At 70.3% G+C, this 19,670-nt stretch carries 21 protein-coding genes and 2 pseudogenes; 15 read left to right on the top strand and 8 right to left on the bottom strand.

Annotated elements, in window-relative coordinates:
• Positions 1–32: 32 nt before the first annotated feature.
• Positions 33–2,999: an AAA family ATPase gene (locus AB0O21_RS01585; RefSeq protein WP_365164833.1), complete on the bottom strand. Its 2,967-nt coding sequence runs from the start codon at positions 2,997–2,999 to the stop codon at positions 33–35.
• Between the two features lie 184 nt (positions 3,000–3,183).
• On the opposite strand from AB0O21_RS01585, the gene AB0O21_RS01580 reads away from it, so the two are divergent.
• Positions 3,184–4,605: an ATP-binding protein gene (locus AB0O21_RS01580; RefSeq protein WP_365164831.1), complete on the top strand. Its 1,422-nt coding sequence runs from the start codon at positions 3,184–3,186 to the stop codon at positions 4,603–4,605.
• A 743-nt stretch (positions 4,606–5,348) separates the two neighbouring features.
• Here the strand turns inward: AB0O21_RS01580 and AB0O21_RS01575 are convergent.
• The 4 genes from AB0O21_RS01575 to AB0O21_RS01560 all read right to left on the bottom strand — a co-directional run bounded on the left by AB0O21_RS01575 (position 5,349) and on the right by AB0O21_RS01560 (position 6,564).
• Entirely contained in the window at positions 5,349–5,579 is a 231-nt protein-coding gene (locus AB0O21_RS01575; RefSeq protein ID WP_365164829.1) for a hypothetical protein, read from the bottom strand.
• A gap of 74 nt (positions 5,580–5,653) precedes the next feature.
• The gene (locus AB0O21_RS01570) at positions 5,654–5,821 is read right to left on the bottom strand and encodes a hypothetical protein (protein ID WP_365164827.1); all 168 of its coding nucleotides are present in this window, start codon (positions 5,819–5,821) and stop codon (positions 5,654–5,656) included.
• A 30-nt stretch (positions 5,822–5,851) separates the two neighbouring features.
• Positions 5,852–6,208 carry a PRC-barrel domain-containing protein gene (locus AB0O21_RS01565; RefSeq protein WP_365164825.1) on the bottom strand — a complete coding sequence of 119 codons (357 nt, stop codon included), beginning with the start codon at positions 6,206–6,208 and terminating at the stop codon, positions 5,852–5,854.
• On the bottom strand, positions 6,205–6,564 hold the full coding sequence (locus tag AB0O21_RS01560; protein ID WP_365164823.1) for a DUF5994 family protein: 360 nt from the start codon (positions 6,562–6,564) through the stop codon (positions 6,205–6,207). Before AB0O21_RS01560 ends, AB0O21_RS01565 begins: the two co-directional genes overlap by 4 nt.
• A 305-nt stretch (positions 6,565–6,869) precedes the next feature.
• On the opposite strand from AB0O21_RS01560, the gene AB0O21_RS01555 reads away from it, so the two are divergent.
• The 7 genes and pseudogenes from AB0O21_RS01555 to AB0O21_RS01525 form a co-directional block, all read left to right on the top strand.
• Positions 6,870–7,445, top strand: coding sequence for a DUF5994 family protein (locus tag AB0O21_RS01555; protein WP_365164821.1), 576 nt, complete (start codon positions 6,870–6,872; stop codon positions 7,443–7,445).
• Between the two features lie 5 nt (positions 7,446–7,450).
• Positions 7,451–7,669 carry a hypothetical protein gene (locus tag AB0O21_RS01550; RefSeq protein WP_365164819.1) on the top strand — a complete coding sequence of 73 codons (219 nt, stop codon included), beginning with the start codon at positions 7,451–7,453 and terminating at the stop codon, positions 7,667–7,669.
• A 50-nt stretch (positions 7,670–7,719) separates the two neighbouring features.
• Complete coding sequence (locus tag AB0O21_RS01545) at positions 7,720–7,986, top strand: hypothetical protein (protein WP_365165420.1); 267 nt, start codon at positions 7,720–7,722, stop codon at positions 7,984–7,986.
• Between the two features lie 38 nt (positions 7,987–8,024).
• On the top strand, positions 8,025–8,297 hold the full coding sequence (locus AB0O21_RS01540; protein ID WP_365164817.1) for a hypothetical protein: 273 nt from the start codon (positions 8,025–8,027) through the stop codon (positions 8,295–8,297).
• A 326-nt stretch (positions 8,298–8,623) separates the two neighbouring features.
• The gene (locus tag AB0O21_RS01535) at positions 8,624–8,827 is read left to right on the top strand and encodes a cold-shock protein (protein WP_365164815.1); all 204 of its coding nucleotides are present in this window, start codon (positions 8,624–8,626) and stop codon (positions 8,825–8,827) included.
• Positions 8,828–9,131: 304 nt separating this feature from the next.
• Entirely contained in the window at positions 9,132–10,628 is a 1,497-nt protein-coding gene (locus AB0O21_RS01530; protein WP_365164813.1) for a DEAD/DEAH box helicase, read from the top strand.
• Positions 10,629–10,674: 46 nt separating this feature from the next.
• Positions 10,675–10,983 (top strand): annotated as a pseudogene (locus AB0O21_RS01525) (hypothetical protein); the annotation flags it as partial.
• A gap of 150 nt (positions 10,984–11,133) precedes the next feature.
• Here the strand turns inward: AB0O21_RS01525 and AB0O21_RS01520 are convergent.
• A pseudogene (locus tag AB0O21_RS01520) lies at positions 11,134–11,361 on the bottom strand (HSP18 transcriptional regulator); the annotation flags it as partial.
• Between the two features lie 985 nt (positions 11,362–12,346).
• Between AB0O21_RS01520 and AB0O21_RS01515 the strand changes: the two are divergent.
• Positions 12,347–12,685: a MerR family transcriptional regulator gene (locus tag AB0O21_RS01515; protein ID WP_365164811.1), complete on the top strand. Its 339-nt coding sequence runs from the start codon at positions 12,347–12,349 to the stop codon at positions 12,683–12,685.
• Between the two features lie 455 nt (positions 12,686–13,140).
• Positions 13,141–13,353, top strand: coding sequence for a hypothetical protein (locus tag AB0O21_RS01510; RefSeq protein ID WP_365164809.1), 213 nt, complete (start codon positions 13,141–13,143; stop codon positions 13,351–13,353).
• A gap of 140 nt (positions 13,354–13,493) precedes the next feature.
• On the opposite strand, the gene AB0O21_RS01505 is transcribed toward AB0O21_RS01510, so the two are convergent.
• The gene (locus AB0O21_RS01505) at positions 13,494–13,994 is read right to left on the bottom strand and encodes a DUF5994 family protein (RefSeq protein WP_365164807.1); all 501 of its coding nucleotides are present in this window, start codon (positions 13,992–13,994) and stop codon (positions 13,494–13,496) included.
• A gap of 284 nt (positions 13,995–14,278) precedes the next feature.
• On the opposite strand from AB0O21_RS01505, the gene AB0O21_RS01500 reads away from it, so the two are divergent.
• The gene (locus AB0O21_RS01500; RefSeq protein ID WP_365164805.1) at positions 14,279–14,854 is read left to right on the top strand and encodes a DUF5994 family protein; all 576 of its coding nucleotides are present in this window, start codon (positions 14,279–14,281) and stop codon (positions 14,852–14,854) included.
• Between the two features lie 5 nt (positions 14,855–14,859).
• Entirely contained in the window at positions 14,860–15,147 is a 288-nt protein-coding gene (locus AB0O21_RS01495) for a hypothetical protein (protein ID WP_365164803.1), read from the top strand.
• 165 nt (positions 15,148–15,312) lie between these two features.
• Here the strand turns inward: AB0O21_RS01495 and AB0O21_RS01490 are convergent, their stop codons facing one another.
• A complete protein-coding gene (locus AB0O21_RS01490; protein ID WP_365164801.1) occupies positions 15,313–16,581 on the bottom strand; it encodes a bifunctional GNAT family N-acetyltransferase/ATP-binding protein in 1,269 nt (422 codons plus the stop codon).
• 236 nt (positions 16,582–16,817) lie between these two features.
• On the opposite strand from AB0O21_RS01490, the gene AB0O21_RS01485 reads away from it, so the two are divergent.
• From AB0O21_RS01485 to AB0O21_RS01475, 3 genes are all read left to right on the top strand, one after another.
• Entirely contained in the window at positions 16,818–18,017 is a 1,200-nt protein-coding gene (locus tag AB0O21_RS01485) for a PP2C family protein-serine/threonine phosphatase (RefSeq protein ID WP_365164799.1), read from the top strand.
• Between the two features lie 168 nt (positions 18,018–18,185).
• On the top strand, positions 18,186–18,962 hold the full coding sequence (locus tag AB0O21_RS01480) for an alpha/beta hydrolase (RefSeq protein WP_365164797.1): 777 nt from the start codon (positions 18,186–18,188) through the stop codon (positions 18,960–18,962).
• Between the two features lie 402 nt (positions 18,963–19,364).
• Positions 19,365–19,586 (top strand): hypothetical protein, encoded by a 222-nt coding sequence (locus tag AB0O21_RS01475; protein WP_365164795.1) that lies wholly within the window; start codon positions 19,365–19,367, stop codon positions 19,584–19,586.
• The last annotated feature ends 84 nt before the right edge of the window (positions 19,587–19,670 follow it).

The following is a 19,670-nucleotide window of genomic DNA, read 5'->3' as shown; positions in this document are numbered from 1 at the left end:
GAGCTTTCCCGTGCGAGCCCCTGAGGATTCCGCTACGGACCGGCGGGCGGGTGCGCTTCCAAGTGCTCGACGAGCTGCTTGCGCGAGGTGATGTCGAGCTTTCGGAAGACATGCCGCAGGTGGGTCTCCACGGTGGGCAGGCCGACGAAGAGAGCCTGGCCGATCTCCCGGTTGGTCAGGCCCTGGCCGGCGAGGTCGGCAACGCGCCGCTCGGCGCCCGTGAGGGCGTCGACGCCGCTCAGCGCCAGCCGACGGGGGCGCGCACCGCTGGCGTGGAGCTCTTCGCGTGCTCGCTCTGCCAGCGCTGTCGCCCCGCAGGACTGGGCGCTGTCCATCCCCCGCTCCAGCACGGCCCGCGCCTCGGAGCGCCGGCCCTGGCGGCGCAATGCCGCGCCCAGCTCAACGAGTGCGCGTGCGTGCTCCAGGCGCGCCTGCGAGTCCTCAAGCACTGCCACCGCCTCCCGCAGCAGTCCCGCACGCTCATCCGCCGGCACCGTCAACGCGGCCGCGCGCAGCGCCACCCCGAGCGTTCGCGGCGCGCCGAACACACGTGCAAGAGCGAGCTCCTCGTGGGCCAGCCGACGCGCCGCATCGGCGTCCGCTCCTACCAGACAGAGCGCCGCCTGCGACCGCCAGGGCACGAGCGCGGGGGTCAGAACCGAGCCGTCCATCCGGGCACCCAGGGCCACGAGCTCATTGATTGCCTCCGACGTCCGGCCTTGGGCGGCCCGCAGGCGGGCGCGTGCACCGATCAGGAGGGAGAAGAGCAGCAAAGGGCTGTCGGCATGGGCCAGCCCTGTCTCGGTCAGCAGACGCTCGGCTTCTGCGATCTCCCCGCGATCGATCAAGGTGTCCATCAGCACCGCGACTGCCATCGGGGCATGGAGGGAGTGGGGCGGCGGCCCGCTGCCGGACGACCCGGTCCCCAGATGGAGGCGCGCCGCCTCCAGCGCGGCCCGGGCGTCGCCCTCGGCCTCGGCCAGCGAGCCCAAGCGGTAGAAGAGCATCGACCGGAATGCGGCCGCATTCAGGAACTGTGCGGCCGACCCGTGCTGGCGAGCATCCTCGAGCTCGTCGTCGAGCAGCCGCCCGGCGAGTGAGTAGCCCTCGGCGCAGATCAGCACCGTGAAGATCCGGGCGCTCATCGGTGCACGTGCGAACTCGGGCGCCTGGTACCGGCCGCGGGCTGTCTCCTCGGCCAGGCGGATGACCCGCGCGGCCGGTTCGTTGGCGAACAGCGCCTCGACCGCCGCCAGACTCGTGATGTGGGGAGGGACGGGCTCGCCGGCGAGGGCAGGCGCTACGACCTGCCGGACCCGGTCGCGTAGCCCGCGCGGTGTCGAGATGTCCACCTGCAGGGCCCCGGCCACGGCTGCCTCCAAGAGCAGGGCGCCCTCCGAGTCCCGCTCGGCTGCTTCGGCAATGAGGCCGCCGAGAGCGGGCGCGACCTCGTTCGCGCGGTCCGACCACACCAGTGCGGTACGCAGTCGAAACGCAATCTCGATCTTCGCCGCCATGTCGTCAGTGCATTCCAGCGCGCTCCGCAGGTCTTCTGCGGCTGCTGTGAACTGGCCTGCGTTCTGCTCGGCGACACCGAGCTCGCGCAGCAGCTCGGGCCTGGACGTATCGTGTGCCGGTTCGGCGAGCGCCCGCGTGAGGTAGCGCACCGCGAGGTCGGGCGCGCCCTTGCGGGTCGCCGAGCGGGCGGCGTCGAGCAGGATCTCGACGACCTCCCCATCGCCTGCCGGGGTGGCTGCCAGCAGGTGCGACGCCACGCGCTCGACCGCGGCCCCCGCGTGCCACAGCAGCCGGGCGGCGTCCCGGTGCCCTCGCGCCCGTCGGCGCGGGGGAAGCTCCGCATAGATGGCCCAGCGCACGAGCGGGTGCACGAATGCCGGACGATCGGCGCCGCGCAGGACACTCATCGAGACGAGGCCGTCGACGGCCTCGTCGCAGCTTGCCGGATCGAGCCCTGCCAGGCGGCCAACCTGCGCTATGTCGGCGCCGTCGCCCAGCACCGCCACGGCTGCGGCCAGCCCCATGACCGCTGGCGGCAGGCCGGCCAGACGCAGGTTGATCCACCGCGACACCGTCTCCAGGCCCATCTCGCCGACCTGCTCGACTGCCTCCGAGGTCAGCTGCCCACCCCGGACACGCAGGGCGCCGATCAGCTGTGTGAGCAGGAACGGGTTACCGCCTGTCGTCGTCCGGCAACCCTGGACGAACCCCGGGTCGAGGGGCGCTGCCGCGAATGCGTCCTGTACCAGGGTTCGTACCGCGTCGAGCGTGAACGGTCCTGGGCGGACGACATCGACCTCCGGGCCCGCGACCAGCTCCGTAAGGAGCAGGCTATGTGCACCCGGGTCCTCCGGGCGCACCGCCAGCATCAGCAGTACCGGCAGGCTGTGCACGCGCCGAGCCAGAAAGCCCAGGAAACGCAGCGAGGGCACATCAGCCCAGTGCGCGTCGTCGACCACCACCAGCAGCGGCGCGCGCGCCGCCAGTTTCGCGGTCAGCTCATAGAGCCCGTGCAACACGGCGAAGCCGCGATCGCCGCCGCCGACCGGTTCACCGAGACGATCCGCGCTGTCGCCGCCGAGCAACCACGCTGCGGGAGCGGCAGTTCCTTCGAGGAGCACTCCACGCTCGCCGTTGTCCGCGGGGGCCATCACCGGCTCGAACAGCTGCCTGGCGACGCCGAACGCGAACTCCGTCTCCATCTGCCCGCCGCGAGCGCTGACCACGGCCACGTCGCTCCTCGTCGCAAGCTCCATCGCCGCCCACAGCAGCCGGGTTTTGCCGATCCCCGCGGAGCCCTCCACCACGACGACCGCGCCTCGGCCGGCCTTTGCCCCTGCGATCGCCGCGCCGAGACGCCGCAGCTCGTCATCGCGCTCGATCAGCGATGGCCCAGTGCCGGCCCGGTCCAGTCCCTCAGGCACTGCAGGGCGAAATTCCGCTTCGGTGCCGCGCTCGCGTTCGCGGCCGGACGGCTTCACCGCGGCTTCTCTCTGTCTCGGGGCGGCAAACCAGCCGCCCGCCGTCCCCCTTCTCAGGCTACGACCCTGCGCTGACCAGGCACCGCGGCCGACCACGCCGGGCACCAACGGCGGGCCATCCGGAAAAATACAGCCAAGCAAGATAGTATCGCTGTAGATACTATCTCTGACGGGAGTGTATGGCGTGCGTCGATTCATCGGGCGCGAGCGGGAGCTGCGGGTTCTGGGCTCGGCCTTCGATCAGGTCCGCGAGGGGGGCGGTTCCCAGAAGCCCGGCCAGTGCATCCTGCTGCGCGGGCGACGCCGGGTCGGCAAGTCGAGCCTGGTCGAGGAGTTCCTCAGCCGGGCCGAGGCCCCTTACCTCTTCTTCACCGCAGCGGGGGGATCCGCCGAGGACGAGCTGACGGAACTGCTCGACGCCGTCGCTACGTCCACGCTGCCGGAGCGGTCTCTGTTCGCCGAGGAGGCGCCTACACAATGGAACGCTGCGTTCCGGCTGCTGGCGGAGATCCTGCCCGACGACAGCCCGAGCGTGGTCGTGATCGACGAAGTCCCGTACCTCATGGACCGGATCGACGCCTTCGAAGGCATGCTGCAGCGGGCGTGGGACCGGCTGCTCAGCCGCAAGCCGGTACTACTGCTGCTGGTCGGCTCCGATCTGTCCATGATGGAGGCCCTGAACAGCTACGACCGACCCTTCCACCAGCGCGGGCGCGAGATGGTCCTCGGGCCGCTCAATCCCGCCGACATCGGCGACATGCTCGGCCTGGAACCGGCGGCCTCGTTCGATGCAGCACTGGTTACCGGCGGACTGCCCCTCATCTGCGCCGAGTGGGAGCAGGGGGCCTCGCTGTGGGAGTTCCTCCGGGCCTCGCTCGACAACCCCATCTCCGCGCTCCTGGTCTCCGCCGAGCGATCACTGGCTGCCGAGTTCCCTCCCCAGGCGATGAGCCGGGAGGTTCTGCGTGCCATCGGGAGCGGCGAGCGCACGTTCACCAACATCGCCCGGGCGGCCGGCGGAATCGCCCACACGACGCTCACCAGGGCTACGGACGTCCTTACGGAGAAGCGCGTGGTCGCGGCCGAACTACCCGTCTCCCTCCGGCCGTCCAAGGAGCGCCGCTACCGGGTGGCCGACCCGTACCTGCGATTCTGGCTGGCGTTCCTCGATCCGCACATGGCGGAGATCGAGCGCATGCGCGGCGACCTGACCCTGAGCCGGATCAAAGAACAATGGACAAGTTGGCGAGGCCGGGCCATTGAGCCGCTCGTCCGCGAATCCCTTGCCCGCCTCCTGCCCGACGGCGACCTTCCCGCCACCCCGGCCATCGGCGGATACTGGACCCGCAGCAACGACATCGAGATCGACCTGGTCGGCGCCGACCGCCAGCCGGTGGCCAAGCAGTTGCTCTTCCTCGGATCGGTCAAGTGGCTGGAGAACTCGGCCTTCGACAGCCACGATCTCGCCGCACTGCACAAGCACCGGGCAGCAGTCACAGATGCCCCCGTGCCACTGATCGCGGTCTCCCGCAGCGGCGTCAACTGCGCCGGACTCCAGGCAACCTACGGCCCGGAAGAGCTGCTCACCGCATGGCGCGGAAACTAAGGCGCGTGCCACTACGTGCCAGTCAGGGCGGTAAACAGCGGTCAACAGAGGTGCGCTCCAGACCCCGGAAACGAGCTCCAGGCTGGACGTTTGCGCAGGTCAGGGCGCCATTGTGGGCCCAAATACCGAGTGATTCCCAAGCTTATAGCGTGGGTTCGATTCCCGTCATCCGCTCTTGAACGAAGGCCCAGGTCAGAGACCTGGGCCTTCTTCATTATCTAGACCTCTTGGCCCTCGCCGTGCCCCAACTCGCGTGATTGCACAGGCCAGAGGACCTTCCGCGCACCACTTGCACCACCCGGACGCGAGTGCATCCCATACCGCGAGATGCAGTTCGCATGATCCGCGCCACAGCAGTGGCAAGGGGGTGTGAATTCGCGCCCCCAAAGCTGCAGTTGACGGACACGTGCGCTCAGGGGGCACCTGCCTCCGGCACCCGTTGACCGGGCGACGGGCCCGGGTCCACGGGGAAGAGGGGCCGGGCGCCCGTAATCTCCAGGAGACGCTGGAGCCGAGGGCCGGGGGCCGCCAGGGCGGATGACGGTGCCGGTGGATCTAGCGGGCCGAGGGGGATGTGAGTCACGCGCCGCGTTGGTCGTGGGCGTCCCGGCGGAGCTGGTCGGTGTGGCGGGTGACGGCGTCGAGGGACCTTGCGAGCTCGGCGTCCTCGGGACGCAGGTAGGCGCGGGTGCCGGCCAGGGGGCGGACGAGGCGGGCGACGTCGTTGTCGGCGAGGGCCAGGTTCAGGTCGCGGAGGGCCCCTCGGCGCCGGCGGGCAGGCCAGTGGGGGCGGTGATCCGACCGGCGAGGCGGCGCAGGTCGGCGGCGTTGTCGCGGGCCCAGGCGGTGACCGTGCGGTCGGCGGCGCGGGCGTCGCGGGTGGCCTGGACGCGCTCAGGCAGAACTGCGCCAGCCCCAGCCCGCCGCCTGACCGGCCCGGCAGGGGTGAGGGCCCGGCCCGACCGGGCCCTCACCCCTGCCGACAGGTTCTGGTCGTAGGGGCGGATCAGTGGTCGGGCCCTTGAGTGCGAGTGCCGTCCGCGTGCGGTCAGCGGACGCGGCGGGGCGGGGAGCGGCGCATCCGCACGACGAGGTAGACGACGTCCACCACGAGCACCACGATGCCGATGAGCAGGAGGTAGAACAGGCCATCGGCCGTGGCGCCGATGAGGCCCAGCACCAAAGCGACGATGATCAGGGCCAGGAAGACCGTCATGGGGACCGCCTCCTCGGGCGGACGGGATGCTCAGCGGCGGGCCAGCTGCCGCTCGCCGTTTGCTCCGGGCTGGTAGGGGAGGCCGTAGTGCCGGAATACCGCTTCCTCGCCCTCGGCGGGCAGCACGTCGTCGGTGCCGATGGGCGGGCACTTCCTGACCAGCCCCTTGTCATGGGTGACCCGCACGTAGCCCGGCCCCACCGTGGCGCCGTCCAGGGGAACGAACACGAGGCGGTAGCGGGTGGGCAGGCCCACCTTGACCGTGGCCATGGCCGGCTCGTCGGTGCTCGTGTCGACGTAGACGGACTCCAGTCCGCCAATCCGGTGGCCGCGTGGGTCCACCACGGCCTGGGTACGCCACTCACGGATGTCCGCCATCTGGATCATGTCGGCTCCCCTCGCTCGGATTCGGGAGCGCTCGCGGGAGCTACGAGGATCTCGGCGCCCGAGGTGATGTTGTCGGCACGGACCGCGCTGGCCATGGCGGTCCGCGCCGCGTCGGGCGTGGTGTCGGGCGGTACCACCAGGAGGGCGAAGTGGTCCTTGTCGCCGCGGGTGATGAGGACGGTGTCGTCGCCGACGGGGTCGGAGTCGAGGTGGACGATGCGGGCGTCGATCACCAGGACTCCTTCCCGGGATCCGGTGGTCTCCAGCCGCAGCAGGGCCGTACCTGGCCGGACCGCCGAATGGATCGCGTCCGGCAGGACCAACGCGGGCGTGTGCGGGGTGTCGGCGTCAGCCATCGTGGTCCGCCCGTCTGCGGGAGTTGGGCCGCGCGGAACCGGTGCCGGAGGGCACCGGGCGCCCGCCGGTGAACATGGCACTGCCGCGGCCTTTCCACGGTACCCCCGGCGCAGGGACGCCGCGCGGCCGGCGCATCCGCCCAGGTGCAGAAAAATGCCTGGTCGCGGCGGGTCAGAGTCCGTCGGACAGGCGTACGGTGGAAACACCGGGAGCACTTCGTCACACCGGCTCCCACGCGGGTGTCGTTTCCGGCGAAAACGAAAAACCGGGCTGCCGACGGGCAGTCCGGGGGCAGGTCCGCACCATGACCACCACCACCGACCGGACTGCGCCCCGTGACCTCGCCACAGAGTTCCCGGCACGCCTTTCCCTCACCCCGAAGACCACCCTTGCAGGCCAGCTGGACGGGGCCTGGTGGCCCTACTCCCGCGACCTGACCGCCGAGCTCCCGCCGCTCGCGGCCGCACTCGACGAGACCTGGGGGCGCGTCACCCGGGTCACCGTGAACCCCACCCGCTGGCCCGTGGTACCGCACACGGTTGCCGTCGCCGGGCACACCGTCCATGTGGGCTGGTTCACCGAGCAGCACCCCGACAAGCTGATCCTGCTCTCCTACACCGTCGGCCGCTGGGACCTCCTCGTCATCCCGCCCGAGACCGAGCCCGCGGCTGCGGCCCGCCTGATGGCCGCCGCGGCGATCCCGGGCAGCGCCCTCACCGCAGGCGCCCTCATGGCCAACGAAACCGTCATCGGGCGCGGCATCCGCGACGCCCGCCGCCAGGAAGCCACCTGGGACGGCGAAGGCGGAGCCTGCATGTCCCCCTTCGGGAACCCGATGGACCGGAGCACCCTGCCGCTGCCCGGAAACGGCTGGAGGTGAGCTCCGTGGAGACCATCGCCCTCATCGCATTGATCGTCCTCGCGATCGGCGTCGGAATGCTCTGGATCCACCTGCTCAACGCTCAGCACGCCGCGCGGATCACGGCCTACCACTTCAGCGACCCCCTGCCGAGACCTCCCGGCCTGCCGGACGACACCGGCCGTCGAGCCCACCGCACGGACGCCCACCGCACGGACGCCCACCACCCGGGCGCCGACCGGTGAGCACCACCCGTCGGCTTCCCGTCGCCCACTCCGAAAGGGAACACGCCCAGGTGAAGTACGTCGAGACCCAGACACTGCCATCGCTCGGGCACGCCGAGGTACGGATCATCGCGCACACCCCCGAAGCCGCCCGCGCGGTCGCGGAAGCCCTTCGCGGCTGCTTCGCGGGAGCGGAACAGCGCAGCTACCCCGGCCTCGACGGCGACACCCGCCTCCACCTCACCGTGGACACGGCCACACCCGCCGGCCCCGCCCGCTCCTGGCTGGCCGCCAGCCGGAGCGCCGTCGGCACCGGCGCCCACTCCGACGAAACCTGAGAGCCGGAGCCCGTCCCCGCACACGAAAGGACGCGGTCATGGCCACACTCCGCGAACGCCAGGGCTACCGCGAACAGGTGCTCCGGGTGCTGTACGAAGCCGTCGAGGGCAACCGGCTCCTCGGCATCACCGGAGCGCAGTTGCGGCGCGACCTCCACATACCGGAACAGGACCTGGCCGCCGCCTGCACCTACCTGGCCGGCGAAGGCCTGACCACCGTCGACTGGGAACCGGGCAACACCCCGGCGATGGTCACCCTCACCCACGAAGGAATCCGGCACATGGAGGCCCAGGAGGAAGAACACGGCTGAAGCCGGCTACGCCTTGCTACCGAAACGCTGCACTCGGGGGAATGAATATCTGTCACCGCGGCCAGAGGGTTTAATGGACCTCGCGCGGAGAGTTTTTACGGCACCGCACTCGGTGGAGATATTTCGCGCACACAGACTGCTGCACCGTGCTAGTGTCGATCTCGGTTGCAGTTTTGGTACCCAAAAACTTCAAGCGCTCCAGCCGGCCTCCGTGCCACCTTCGAGCGCTTCACATTTCCGGGTCATTTTCCGGCGGGGCATCATCGCGGCGACACGGCGTCCGTAACAGTGCGGATGCCGGTGTACTGCCCCGAAGGAGATATGACATGGCATCTGGCACCGTGAAGTGGTTCAACGCGGCGAAGGGTTTCGGCTTCATCGAGCAGGACGGTGGCGGCGACGACGTCTTTGCCCACTTCTCGAACATCGCCGCCCAGGGCTTCCGCGAGCTGCTGGAAGGCCAGAAGGTCACCTTCGACATCGCGCAGGGCCAGAAGGGCCTGACGGCCGAGAACATCGTTCCCGCCTGAGGCTGACGCGCATCTCGTAGCTGGGGCCCGCATCCCTCGGGGTGCGGGCCCCAGCTGCACATACTTACCGCAGTGATGCCACCTGCGGGACAAGGTTTTCAGGGGCACAGTCTCTTCGGCTCACCCCATTCAATTTCTGGATTTCGCGTCCATGACGCCACGCCATCTCAGCACATGCGCCCGCACAGAATCCCTGTAGGCCAGAGGCGCTTTCACGCTCCATTCGGCCCGTTCTTGCGACTCCCCGCACTGCGTTTCCGCAGCGGGAATTCCTTGATACGTGCCGTATCAAGGAAGGTTCTGAATGAACCGCACACGTACGAACAACCGTTCCTCTCGCACCCGCAGTCGCACCGGTGGCCCCGCTTTCGGCGCTGCCGCCGGTTCGGAGCGGGGCAGCCGCTTCGGCTCGTCGGCCCCGAGCCGCTCCGGCGGCTACGGCCGCCGGCCCGCCGCGGCCCAAGGCGAGTTCGCCCTGCCGAAGACCATCACTCCCGCGCTGCCCGCCGTCGAAGCTTTCGCCGACCTCGACATGGCGGCGGAGCTGGTGGCTGCCCTCGGCGCGCAGGGCGTGACCGTGCCCTTCCCGATCCAGGGCGCCACCCTGCCCAACAGCCTTGCGGGCCGCGACGTGCTCGGCCGGGGGCGCACCGGCTCCGGCAAGACCCTCGCCTTCGGCCTCGCGCTGCTGGCCCGTACCGCCGGACTGCGCGCCGAGCCCCGCCGGCCCCTCGCCCTGATCCTCGTACCGACGCGTGAGCTGGCGCAGCAGGTGACCGACGCCCTGGCCCCGTACGCCCGCGCAGTGAAGCTGCGTCTGACCACGGTCGTCGGCGGCATGTCGATCGGCAAGCAGGCCGGAGCGCTGCGCGGAGGCGCAGAGGTCGTCGTAGCCACACCCGGCCGCTTGAAAGACCTCATCGACCGGGGCGACTGCCGCCTGAACCAGGTCGCGATCACCGTCCTCGACGAAGCCGACCAGATGGCCGACATGGGCTTCATGCCGCAGGTCACCGCACTCCTGGACCAGGTGCGTCCCGAGGGGCAGCGCATGCTCTTCTCCGCCACCCTCGACCGCAACGTCGACCTGCTGGTCCGCCGCTACCTCACCGACCCCGTGGTGCACTCCGTGGACCCCTCGGCCAGTGCGGTGACGACGATGGAGCACCACGTTCTGCACGTGCACGGCGCCGACAAGCACCGGACGACGACGGAGATCGCGGCGCGCGAGGGCCGGGTCATGATGTTCCTGGACACCAAGCACGCCGTGGACCAGCTGACCGAGGACCTGCTGAAGAGCGGTGTCCGGGCCGCCGCCCTGCACGGCGGGAAGTCACAGCCGCAGCGCACCCGGACCCTCGCACAGTTCAAGACCGGTCACGTGACCGTGCTGGTCGCGACGAACGTGGCCGCGCGCGGCATCCACGTCGACAACCTCGACCTCGTCGTGAACGTCGACCCGCCGACCGATCCCAAGGACTACCTCCACCGCGGCGGCCGCACCGCCCGCGCCGGCGAGTCCGGCAGCGTCGTCACGCTGGTCACCCCGAACCAGCACCGCGACATGGCCCGCCTCATGCAGGCCGCCGGTGTCACCGCGCAGACCACCCGGGTCCGCTCCGGCGAAGCGGCCCTGAAACGGATCACCGGCGCCCAGGCCCCCTCCGGTATCCCCGTCGTCATTACCGCACCGGTCGTCGAACGCGCCAAGCGCAGCGCGGCCTCCGGGGGCAGGCGTCGGCCCGCTTCGACGGTCCGGCGCGTGAGCGTGCGGCAGCCCGCCTGCGACTCGGCGGCCTGAGAACCACGTGATCAGAAAACTGACCCATCTCGGCAGGAGGCACGTTTTGACGTTGGTCCAGATGCAGCCCCTCTCGGTGAACGCCGACCCTGTACACCGGACGGTGGACGACGCGATGGAGGCGGCCGGTCCACAGGTCTGTGACGACATGACGGTCGAAGTGGCCCTGGCGGTCATGGCCGCCGCCCGCGCGGGTCATCTGCTCGTCGGCGACGACGACGGCCTGTGCATCGGGCTGGTTACCCAGGGCAGGCTCGCCGCCATCCGCGACGGCGCGGCGTACACGGACCAGGTCCGTCTGCGCGACGTCCTCGGCGACCGCGGTCCGGTCACTGCGCCCGTGGCCACGATGGCCGGGTGCTGAACGCACCGGGGCCCCTCCCCACGTTCCGGCCCCTCTTCCTCTCCAGGTCTGTCTGATCACCCGCTCCACTCTGCCGGCGGCTCCGCCGCTACTCCCGCTGCCGGCCATGGCGGGTCACTCCTCGATTTCCGTGGGCGTGGTCGCGGTGACCTGGCCGGCGAGACGGCGCAGATCGGCCGCGTGGTCACGGGCCCAGGCGGTCACGAGCCGGTCGGCGACGCGCGTGTCGCGCGTGGCCCGGACGCGCTGCTCGCCGGTGCTCCCGGCCGCTCCGGGGCGCAGCCGGAGGTAGCGTCGTTCGGCGGCCTGGCGGCCGGCGACCCCGAGGGGGCCCGCGAGGTCGGCCCAGCTCGCGCCCTGTCCGCGGGCCGCCCGCGGGGACACCGGCGCCGTACTCGCCGCCGTCACCGCGCTCGCCGGGCCCGACCTCCTCGCCCGGATCCCGCAGCGACCGCCCGACGCGTGCGGCGCCGATCGCGCCGCCCGGCCGTGTCGACTGCCCCCGCAAAGGGCCCATCACGGCCTTCGCCTCCGTCCCGGGCGGCAGTGCCGATCCGAGCTGCTCCTTGTACCCCGCTCGGCAGCCCCAGGGATCGGCCATGCACGGGAGTTCGATTACCTCCCCACGCGCCACACGAAAATCTACGACGGCCAGAGTAGACATTGGTCGACGGCGTGGCTATGGTTTCTCTCGTAGCCCAGAGAGACCGCAAGGCCTGGCAGAGACGAACTGCCGGGCAGCAGTACCCGCAGTCGCAGTGTGCATGACGGTGCGGTGGTGGAGTTCCGAAGTCAGGGTTGTGGTACGACGACGGGGCTGACGACCGTACCGGGTGGCCCGCAGTGATCAGGGGCCGCCGTGAGCAGTACCGCAATGGCAGTACCAGCAAGTGCGGTTCGCAGCACCCAGCAGTGAAGTCAGTGAGCAGCACCTCGGTGAAGGCGTCGGCTGCAGGCGCGCGCACCGGGAAGTTCGGCAGTGGTGTTCCAAGCCAGAGCAGACGCAGGACGGGCGACGGGGCCGGCTGCCGAAGAGTGGCGCTGGGTCAGGCCACCAGCAGTACGCAGTAGAGCAGTACCAGCAATTGATCACCGAGGGAAAGAACGGAGGAGCCGAGCACCATCAGGATCGCCCGGGTCGAAACGCTGAGCCCGGGTACCGCAGGACATCGAAAGTGAGGTGGTCTCCGGTCAAGCAACCGCGATCCCCGCGCCCCCGACACGAACTCGGTCGGGTCCGCGGAAACAGAAGGCCGGCGCAGTACCAGAGCCGGAAGATGGTGTAGTAGTTCCTTCGGGGCCCTGGTGCCATACGGCGCCAGGGCCCCTCCACGCGTTCCATGAGAGAGGTTCAATGACAGCAGACGCCTCGTTCGGCCGTCTCGACGACGACGATTACCCCGCCTACACCATGGGCCGGGCCGCCGAGATGCTCGGGACCACGCAAGGCTTCCTCCGCGCCCTCGGAGAGGCCCGCCTCATCACCCCGCTCCGCTCCGCGGGTGGACACCGCCGGTACTCCCGCTACCAGCTGCGCATCGCCGCCCGCGCCCGGGAGCTCGTCGACCAGGGCACCCCCATCGAGGCCGCCTGTCGCATCATCATCCTCGAGGACCAGCTCGAAGAGGCCCAGCGCCTCAATGCCGAATACCGCCGCGCCGCCGAATCATCCGCGCCGCCGCCCTCGGCCTGAACCGAGTGTGCCCGTCGGGATCGGCGGCCCGTGCGCGCGGGTCGACGTCCACGGCGCGGCGCTCAAGCATGCCGTCGGCGAGCATCACGAGGCGGTCACCCGCTTGCAGGTCCAGCCGCTGCACACCGCTGTCCCAGCAGCACGAGCCGGGTGCAGAAGGCCACCCTGCCTTCTCCGCGTCGTTGATTCCCAAGCTTGTAGCGCGGGTTCCCGTCATCCGCTCCACGACAAAGCCCCCGGTCACAGACCTGGGGCTTGTTTGTCGTCCATGCGGGGCCCGCGTGCCCCCGCGTGCCCCTAGTGCCCCTAGTGCCCTCGTGGCGCGTCGCGTTGATTCCTGGGCGCTACTCGGAATCCGAGTCGCTGCCGTCAGTCGCCATCATGCGGACCTTCGCTGTGCGTGGCAGCGTGATCCGAGAGGAATCCGCACCCCCCGCATCGAGAGGAGCGCTGTCATGGACGGTACGCAGGACAAGCGTCAGGAGCCGGGCCAGAGCAAGAGCCGGGGCCGCGAGGCGCAGGAACACCATCGCCCCGGAGACCCCGCGCAGCCCCGACCGGGCAAGCAGGCCCGTGAACAGGGAGGGAAGTCCGGGCAGAAGGAGAGCTCGCGCCGCCGCGAGGACGACCTGCTACGCGAAGAGGACCTGCACGACGAGGGGCTCTGACCAGGGCGCCGCACGCCCGGAGCCCGTCCGGTACGCAGCACTCCGGCCGGGCTCTGTCGCGTCCCGCCCGATGCAGAACGAGACCGGGCCGCCCGCCACGGCGGCGCCGCGCTCTCGGCTCGGCCGCCGTGGATTCGCGGTCAGCCTTCCGCATCGGCGGCGCTTGCCTCGGGCCCGTGTGTGGTGGCGACGAGGATCTGAGCGGCCTGCGTGATGTTGTCGGCGCGGACGGCGCGGGCCATCGCTTCGCGGGCGGCGTCGGCAGTGGTGTCCGGGGGAACCACCAGGAGGGTGAAGTGGTCGTTGTGGCCGCGGGTGATGAGGACGGTGTCGTCGCCGACGGGGTCGGAGTCGAGGTGCACGACCTGGCCGTCGATGACCAGGCGGGGCGGGATGCCGTCCCAGGCGTACGCGTCCACACCCACGCGGGTGATCGGGCCGAGGTGCCCGGTCAGCACTCTGATCAGGGCCGGCAGCTCGGCTCCGATGTCGCGGGTCCGCGGCCACCAAGCGCCGTCGAGGGGCCCTTCCCGGGATCGCGTGGTCTCCAGCCGCAGCACGGCCACCCCGGGCTGGATCGCATGGTGGATCGCATCCGGCAGAAGCAGTGGGGGCGTGTGGGGGATGTCGGAGTCAGCCATGTGGGTTCACCCGTCTACGGGTTGCGGCCGTGCTGCGTCGCAGGCCGACACCGGTGCCGGTGAGACCTGCGACGTCCCGGGACCTGTGGTTCTTTCACGGTACTCCCACCGCCCACTCCACCGCCCACCGAGAAATACCTGGTCAGACCGGTCATAGTCGATCGAACGGGCGTACAGTGAAAGCACCGGGAGTACTTCGCACACCGGCTTTCACGCCGGTGTCGTTTCCGGCGATCGCCTAAAAACCGGGCTGCCGACGGGCAGTCCGGGGGCAGGTCCACACCATGACCAGCATCCTCGACCGGACCGCGCCCCGCGACCTCGCCACAGAGTTCCCGGCACGCCTTTCCCTCACCCCGAAGACCACCCTTGCAGGCCAGCTGGACGGGGCCTGGTGGCCCTACTCCCGCGACCTCGAAGCCGAGCTCCCAGCGCTCGCCGCCGCCCTGGAGGAACCCTGGGGGCGCGTCACCCGGGTCACCGTGAACCCCACCCGCTGGCCCGTGGTACCGCACACGGTTGCCGTGGACGGGCGCACCCTGCACGTGGGCTGGTTCACCGAGCAGCACCCCGACAAGCTGATCCTGCTCTCCTGCACCGTCGGCCGCTGGGACCTCCTCGTCATCCCGCCCGAGACCGAGCCCGCGGCTGCGGCCCGCCTGATGGCCGCCGCGGCGATCCCGGGCAGCGCCCTGACGGCAGGCGCCCTCATGGCCAACGAGACCGTCATCGGGCGCGGCATCCGCGACGCCCTCCGCCAGGAAGCCACCTGGGACGGCGAAGGCGGAGCCTGCATGTCCCCCTTCGGGAACCCGATGGACCGGAGCACCCTGCCGCTGCCCGGAAACGGCTGGAGGTGAGCTCCGTGGAGACCATCGCCCTCATCGCATTGATCGTCCTCGCGATCGGCGTCGGAATGCTCTGGATCCACCTGCTCAACGCTCAGCACGCCGCGCGGATCACGGCCTACCACTTCAGCGACCCCCTGCCGAGGCCCGCCGGCCTGCCGGACGACACCAGTCGTCGAGCCCACCGCACGGATGCCGACCGACGAGGAACAGCCCTTCCTCCGACCGGGGGCAGGGGTCGGGGCGCCATGGCGCCCCGACCCGCCGGCCTCTCGCCCACCCCGAAGGGGACCACGCCCACGTGAAGTACATCGAGACCCGGACACTGCCGTCGGCCCGCCAGTAGGACACCGGCCGGCACCGGCGCACACTCCGACGAGACCTGAGAAGCCCCGACCGGCCCCGGAGCCCGCCCCGCGCCGCGCGCGAAACGAAAGGCGACCGGCTGCACCGGTACCCGGACAGCACACCTAGATGCGGGCGAACTCCTCTGTCTGGTGGGCGAATTCCTGAGCCATGGCGGCGCTGACCGTGGGCCTGGTTTCGCGGATCGTGCGCAAGTAGTCCTCAATGGTGGGGCGGGCCCGGGTTCCGGTGTCGAAGGTGCGCTCGAACTGGACTTGGGAGACGGTGCGCGCCACATGGGCGATGTCGGCAGGGGTGAACCCCTCGCTGGCGGACGCCAGCGCCGCGCCGTCGGCCTCCGCGCCCGCTCGGGTCAGGTAGCTCTCCCACAGCGCGGTCCTCGCGCGGTCGTCGGGCGGGCCGATCGGCAGCACGTAGTCGAAACGGCCGTGCCGCAGGAACGCGGAGTCGAGCGTGGTCACGTCATTCGTGGCGCAGACGAGCAGCCGCCCGTCCTGGCCCCGGAACCGGACGATCGCCTTGAGCAGTTCGTTGACCACGCCGACTGCGGTCGCGTCCGCGCCGCTCCGGGTCCCCGCGATCTCCTCGACCTCGTCGATGAAGACCAGGACGTGATCGAGCCGGGCGATCTCGTCGAAGCGCCGGTTCAGCCCACTGGCCAGCCCGTACTCGGCGGCCAGCCGGGCGGGGAACAGTTCGAGGAACGGCCATCCCAGACGGCTGGCGATCGCGTGCGCGAACGTGCTCTTGCCCGTCCCGGGCGGCCCGAACAGCATCACCGCCCGCGGCAACTCCACGCCGTGCTGGGCGGCCAGTTCGGGATGGGACAGCGGCAGGACAAGGCGCCGCTCAATGAGCTCCTTCTCCCGCTGCATGCCCGCGACCTTCTGCCACAGTCCCCCGGACGGCAGCTCCGCTCCCAGCGACGCGAGCATGCTGACCGCCTGAGGGGTCACTCGCCCGCGCTTTTCGAAGAAGACCAGACCCGGACGGGCGCCGAAGCCGCAGTTGCGCAGGGCGGTGGCACCGGACTCTCCGTCGGGCAGGACCGCGTGCACCGTTCGGACACCACCGGCGAACAGCCGGTGCTCCAGGGCCGTGATCAGGTCGCTGCCCAGCCCCTGGTGCCGCCAGGCGGGCGCCATGCAGATGCGCAGGATCCACGCCCGGTCACCCTCCACCCTGCTCACCGCGCCGCCGACCACCACCTCGTCGGCCGTGGCCACCACCGCCGGGTGGAGGTCCTGGAGGGCCGCCACCGCGTCCGACAGCGGGAAGAAGGGTGCCTCTTCGGTCGTAATGCTTTCCGCATCGAGCCGGACCACCGCTTCGAGATCGTCCGGGGTGTAGTCCCTGACACGCCAACCCGCCATGATCAGCTCCGCGTGTTCGGCCGTACTCCCATCATCCGCCGATGTGCGCAGGACACGCACGCCGGGCGAACGGTGTGGTCCGTAACCTCCGCGGCACCGGCCCACAGGGGAATCCGGCTCGTGGAGCCCGGCGGGCGCGGCAGCCGCGTGGCGCGCCCGGTCGCCGGGGAGCATCCTGGAGGCCACGCCGCCCGTGCAGCCGGCCGCCGGCCGCCCGCCCGGTTGGAGGCACCAGGATGACCGTCGGAGGGCACGGGAACCCGGACCGCTCGGAGAGCTTCGGGGAGCAACTGCTCGGGGTGCTCCTGGACCAGGCGCACGAGCTGCCGCCGCACATGGTCGGCCCGCTCGTCGCCGAGACGATGGCCCGGATGGGGGGCCGCGAGCCGCAGCTCCTGCTCCAGGACTACGGACAGCAACGGCTGGTCCCCCTGCCCGCCGACGGCGTTGCCGCTGGTGATCCGCAACCCATCGACGGGTCCGAAGCCGGCCGGTGCTTCCTGGAGTCACGCCGCGTCGAAGTCCCGACGCCCGACGGCGTACGGATCCACCTGCCCCTGCTGGACGGCGGCGACCAGGTGGGGGTCCTCTCGGTCACCCTGGACGGGATCGACGACGACGCCCGCCGTCTCCTGGGCAGGATCGCGGCCCTGGCGGCCGACCTGCTGCAGACCAAGAACGGCTACACCGACCTCTTCTTCCGGACCCGTCGCAGAGAACCGATGAGCGTGGCCGCGGAGATCCAGTGGTCCCTGCTGCCCCCGCTGTCGATGGTGATGCCGCGCGTCGCGGTCGCCGGAGTCCTGGAGCCCGCCTACGACGTGGCGGGGGACAGCTTCGACTACGCCCTGAACGGCGACGTCCTGCACCTCGCCATGGTCGACGCCATGGGGCACGGCCTGGACGCGGCCACGATGTCCACGGTGGCCATCGGCGCGTACCGCCACGCCCGCCGGATCAGCATCGAGCTTTCCGAGATCTACTTGTTCATGGACCGGGCCGTCGCCGAGCAGTTCGACCCGGACCACTTCGTGACCGCGCAGATGATGCGCCTGGACACGGACACGGGGCGCCTCCAGTGGGTCAACGCGGGGCATCCCGCGCCGATGCTGATCCGCACGCACCGCGTCGTAGGCCGTCTGGAAAGCCCGACGACCCTTCCCGTCGGCTTCGGGGGGGCCCAGCCGCAGGTCAGCGCGGTGGCTCTGGAGCCGGGCGACCGCGTCCTCTGCTTCACCGACGGTCTGGTCGAAGAACACCAAAGCGGCCAGGACCAGTTCGGCGAGGAGCAGCTGATCGCCTGGGTGAATCAGCTGGAGCAGGCTGACCAGGGGATCCGCGCGGTGGCCCGGGACCTGTCCCACACCCTCATGCGGGCACGCGGCGAAGCCACCTCGGACGACGCGACGCTCGTCCTGTTCGAGTGGCGCGGATGACGGAAGGCCGTGACCCAACGTGCCGGCAGGGACGGTGAACAAAGGTTCGGATCCCGTACGACGTGAAGCTTGGCGGGCTGACCCGGCCCGGTTTCCCTGTACGCCGTTGGGGCGAAGCCTCCGGCCGACGGGATTCCGGGCCCGGCCCGACAGGGGAGACCCAACACCGTGGCACACCGTGGAGCAGGAAACGTCATTCCGTACGAGGTACAGGGCAGCGGTCCGGAGCGGGTCATCGCACTCCACCACTGGCTCAGCGACAGGTCGAGTTTCGGCCATCTGCGGCAGCACCTGGACGGAGGCGCGTTCAGCTACGCGTTCGTGGACTGCCGTGGGTACGGCGAGGCGATGGACACCCCCGGCACGTACACGATGGAGGAAATCGCAGCGGACGCCCTCGCCGTGGCCGACGACCTCGGCTGGGACACCTTCTCGGTCATCGGTCACTCCATGGGCGGCAAGGCGGCCCAGCAGCTGTTGCTGGACGCCCCCTCACGGATCCGCTCGATCATCGGCATCTCGCCCGTGCCCGCGTCCGGGTTCCCGCTCGAAGGGGAGATGTGGGAGCTGTTCGTCGGGGCCGTGGAGGATTCCGGCAACCGCAGGACGATCTTCGACGCCCTCACCGGCAGTCGGCACGACGACGCGTGGCTGGACGCCAGGGTGAACGGCTCGGAACGCTCCTCGCAGGCGGCCCTGCGCTCGTACCTCGAATCCTGGACGCGCGGCCCCGACATCCACGAGCTGGTCAAGGGAAACACGACGCCAGTGCTCGTAGTGGCCGGTGCGAGCGACCCGGCGATGAGCCCCGACACCATGCGATCCACGTGGCTGCAGTGGTATCCGAACGCCGAGCTCGAGGTCTTCGACGACGCCGGCCACTTTGCCCCCGACGAAAGTCCGCAGGCCCTGGCGAGGGCGGTCGAGAGGTTCCTCGGCCGCTAGATGGCCAGGGCGGCCAAGCGCTCTGAGGCAGCCGTTCGGAGCTGCAGGCCACAACCCAGAACGCCTTGAGCGGCGCGTGCCATTACGTGCCAGTCGGGGCGGTGAACTCCGGTCAACAGGGGATGGTACGGAACCCCGGAATCAACTTCGAGAACCCGTCTTCGCAGGTCAGAACCCCGACGAACCTCAAGTGCCGGGTGATTCCCAAGCTTATAGCGCGGGTTCGATTCCCGTCATCCGCTCCATGACAAAGCCCCAGGTCAGCGACCTGGGGCTTGTTTGTTGTCTAGACCTATCGAGCCCGCGTGCCATCCGCGTGCCACAGCTGTCCCCCGCGGCACGGCAGATTAGGGCCTGAGCTGCTACGCAAGGACGCTGCCTCCAGCCCTGGTTGCCGATCCGATGGCCGACCGACCGCGGGAGCGGGCCGACACCCGTACCGAACTGGCCGACAAGGTCGAGGAGAACAAGCGGCAGCAGGCCGAGATCGAGATGTTCGCTCGGGCTGTGGACGTCCTCACCGTCGAGAACGACCAGCTCAGCGGCCAGCGTCGCCACAATCGGGCTGCCCTGGTGACGTTGCGTCCCGCACCCGGACCTGGCTTGAACATCGCGCTTGCCTGAACGGCAGACGAATGTCGCACCCCAGCCGTAGACTTTCGGGTGACCTTCGAAACTCAAAATCGTTGTGCTCGTCGCCGCTTCGTA

Source organism: Streptomyces sp. NPDC091371 (assembly GCF_040684275.1).
Taxonomy (GTDB): domain Bacteria; phylum Actinomycetota; class Actinomycetes; order Streptomycetales; family Streptomycetaceae; genus Streptomyces.
The sequence above is the reverse complement of the archived record's forward strand: the minus strand, read 5'-3'. Positions and strand labels throughout refer to the sequence as shown.

What these genes read in the sequence shown, in the direction of transcription:
- AB0O21_RS01560 (WP_365164823.1), bottom strand. Translation starts at nt 6,564, where the DNA reads ATGGCTGACGCCGACACCCCGCACACGCCCGCGTTGGTCCTGCCGGAC.
- AB0O21_RS01490 (WP_365164801.1), bottom strand. Translation starts at nt 16,581, where the DNA reads ATGGCGGGTTGGCGTGTCAGGGACTACACCCCGGACGATCTCGAAGCG.
- AB0O21_RS01555 (WP_365164821.1), top strand. Translation starts at nt 6,870, where the DNA reads ATGACCACCACCACCGACCGGACTGCGCCCCGTGACCTCGCCACAGAG.
- AB0O21_RS01530 (WP_365164813.1), top strand. Translation starts at nt 9,132, where the DNA reads ATGAACCGCACACGTACGAACAACCGTTCCTCTCGCACCCGCAGTCGC.
- AB0O21_RS01475 (WP_365164795.1), top strand. Translation starts at nt 19,365, where the DNA reads ATGGCCGACCGACCGCGGGAGCGGGCCGACACCCGTACCGAACTGGCC.
- AB0O21_RS01510 (WP_365164809.1), top strand. Translation starts at nt 13,141, where the DNA reads ATGGACGGTACGCAGGACAAGCGTCAGGAGCCGGGCCAGAGCAAGAGC.
- AB0O21_RS01570 (WP_365164827.1), bottom strand. Translation starts at nt 5,821, where the DNA reads ATGACGGTCTTCCTGGCCCTGATCATCGTCGCTTTGGTGCTGGGCCTC.
- AB0O21_RS01515 (WP_365164811.1), top strand. Translation starts at nt 12,347, where the DNA reads ATGACAGCAGACGCCTCGTTCGGCCGTCTCGACGACGACGATTACCCC.
- AB0O21_RS01485 (WP_365164799.1), top strand. Translation starts at nt 16,818, where the DNA reads ATGACCGTCGGAGGGCACGGGAACCCGGACCGCTCGGAGAGCTTCGGG.
- AB0O21_RS01540 (WP_365164817.1), top strand. Translation starts at nt 8,025, where the DNA reads ATGGCCACACTCCGCGAACGCCAGGGCTACCGCGAACAGGTGCTCCGG.
- AB0O21_RS01535 (WP_365164815.1), top strand. Translation starts at nt 8,624, where the DNA reads ATGGCATCTGGCACCGTGAAGTGGTTCAACGCGGCGAAGGGTTTCGGC.
- AB0O21_RS01500 (WP_365164805.1), top strand. Translation starts at nt 14,279, where the DNA reads ATGACCAGCATCCTCGACCGGACCGCGCCCCGCGACCTCGCCACAGAG.
- AB0O21_RS01505 (WP_365164807.1), bottom strand. Translation starts at nt 13,994, where the DNA reads ATGGCTGACTCCGACATCCCCCACACGCCCCCACTGCTTCTGCCGGAT.
- AB0O21_RS01565 (WP_365164825.1), bottom strand. Translation starts at nt 6,208, where the DNA reads ATGATCCAGATGGCGGACATCCGTGAGTGGCGTACCCAGGCCGTGGTG.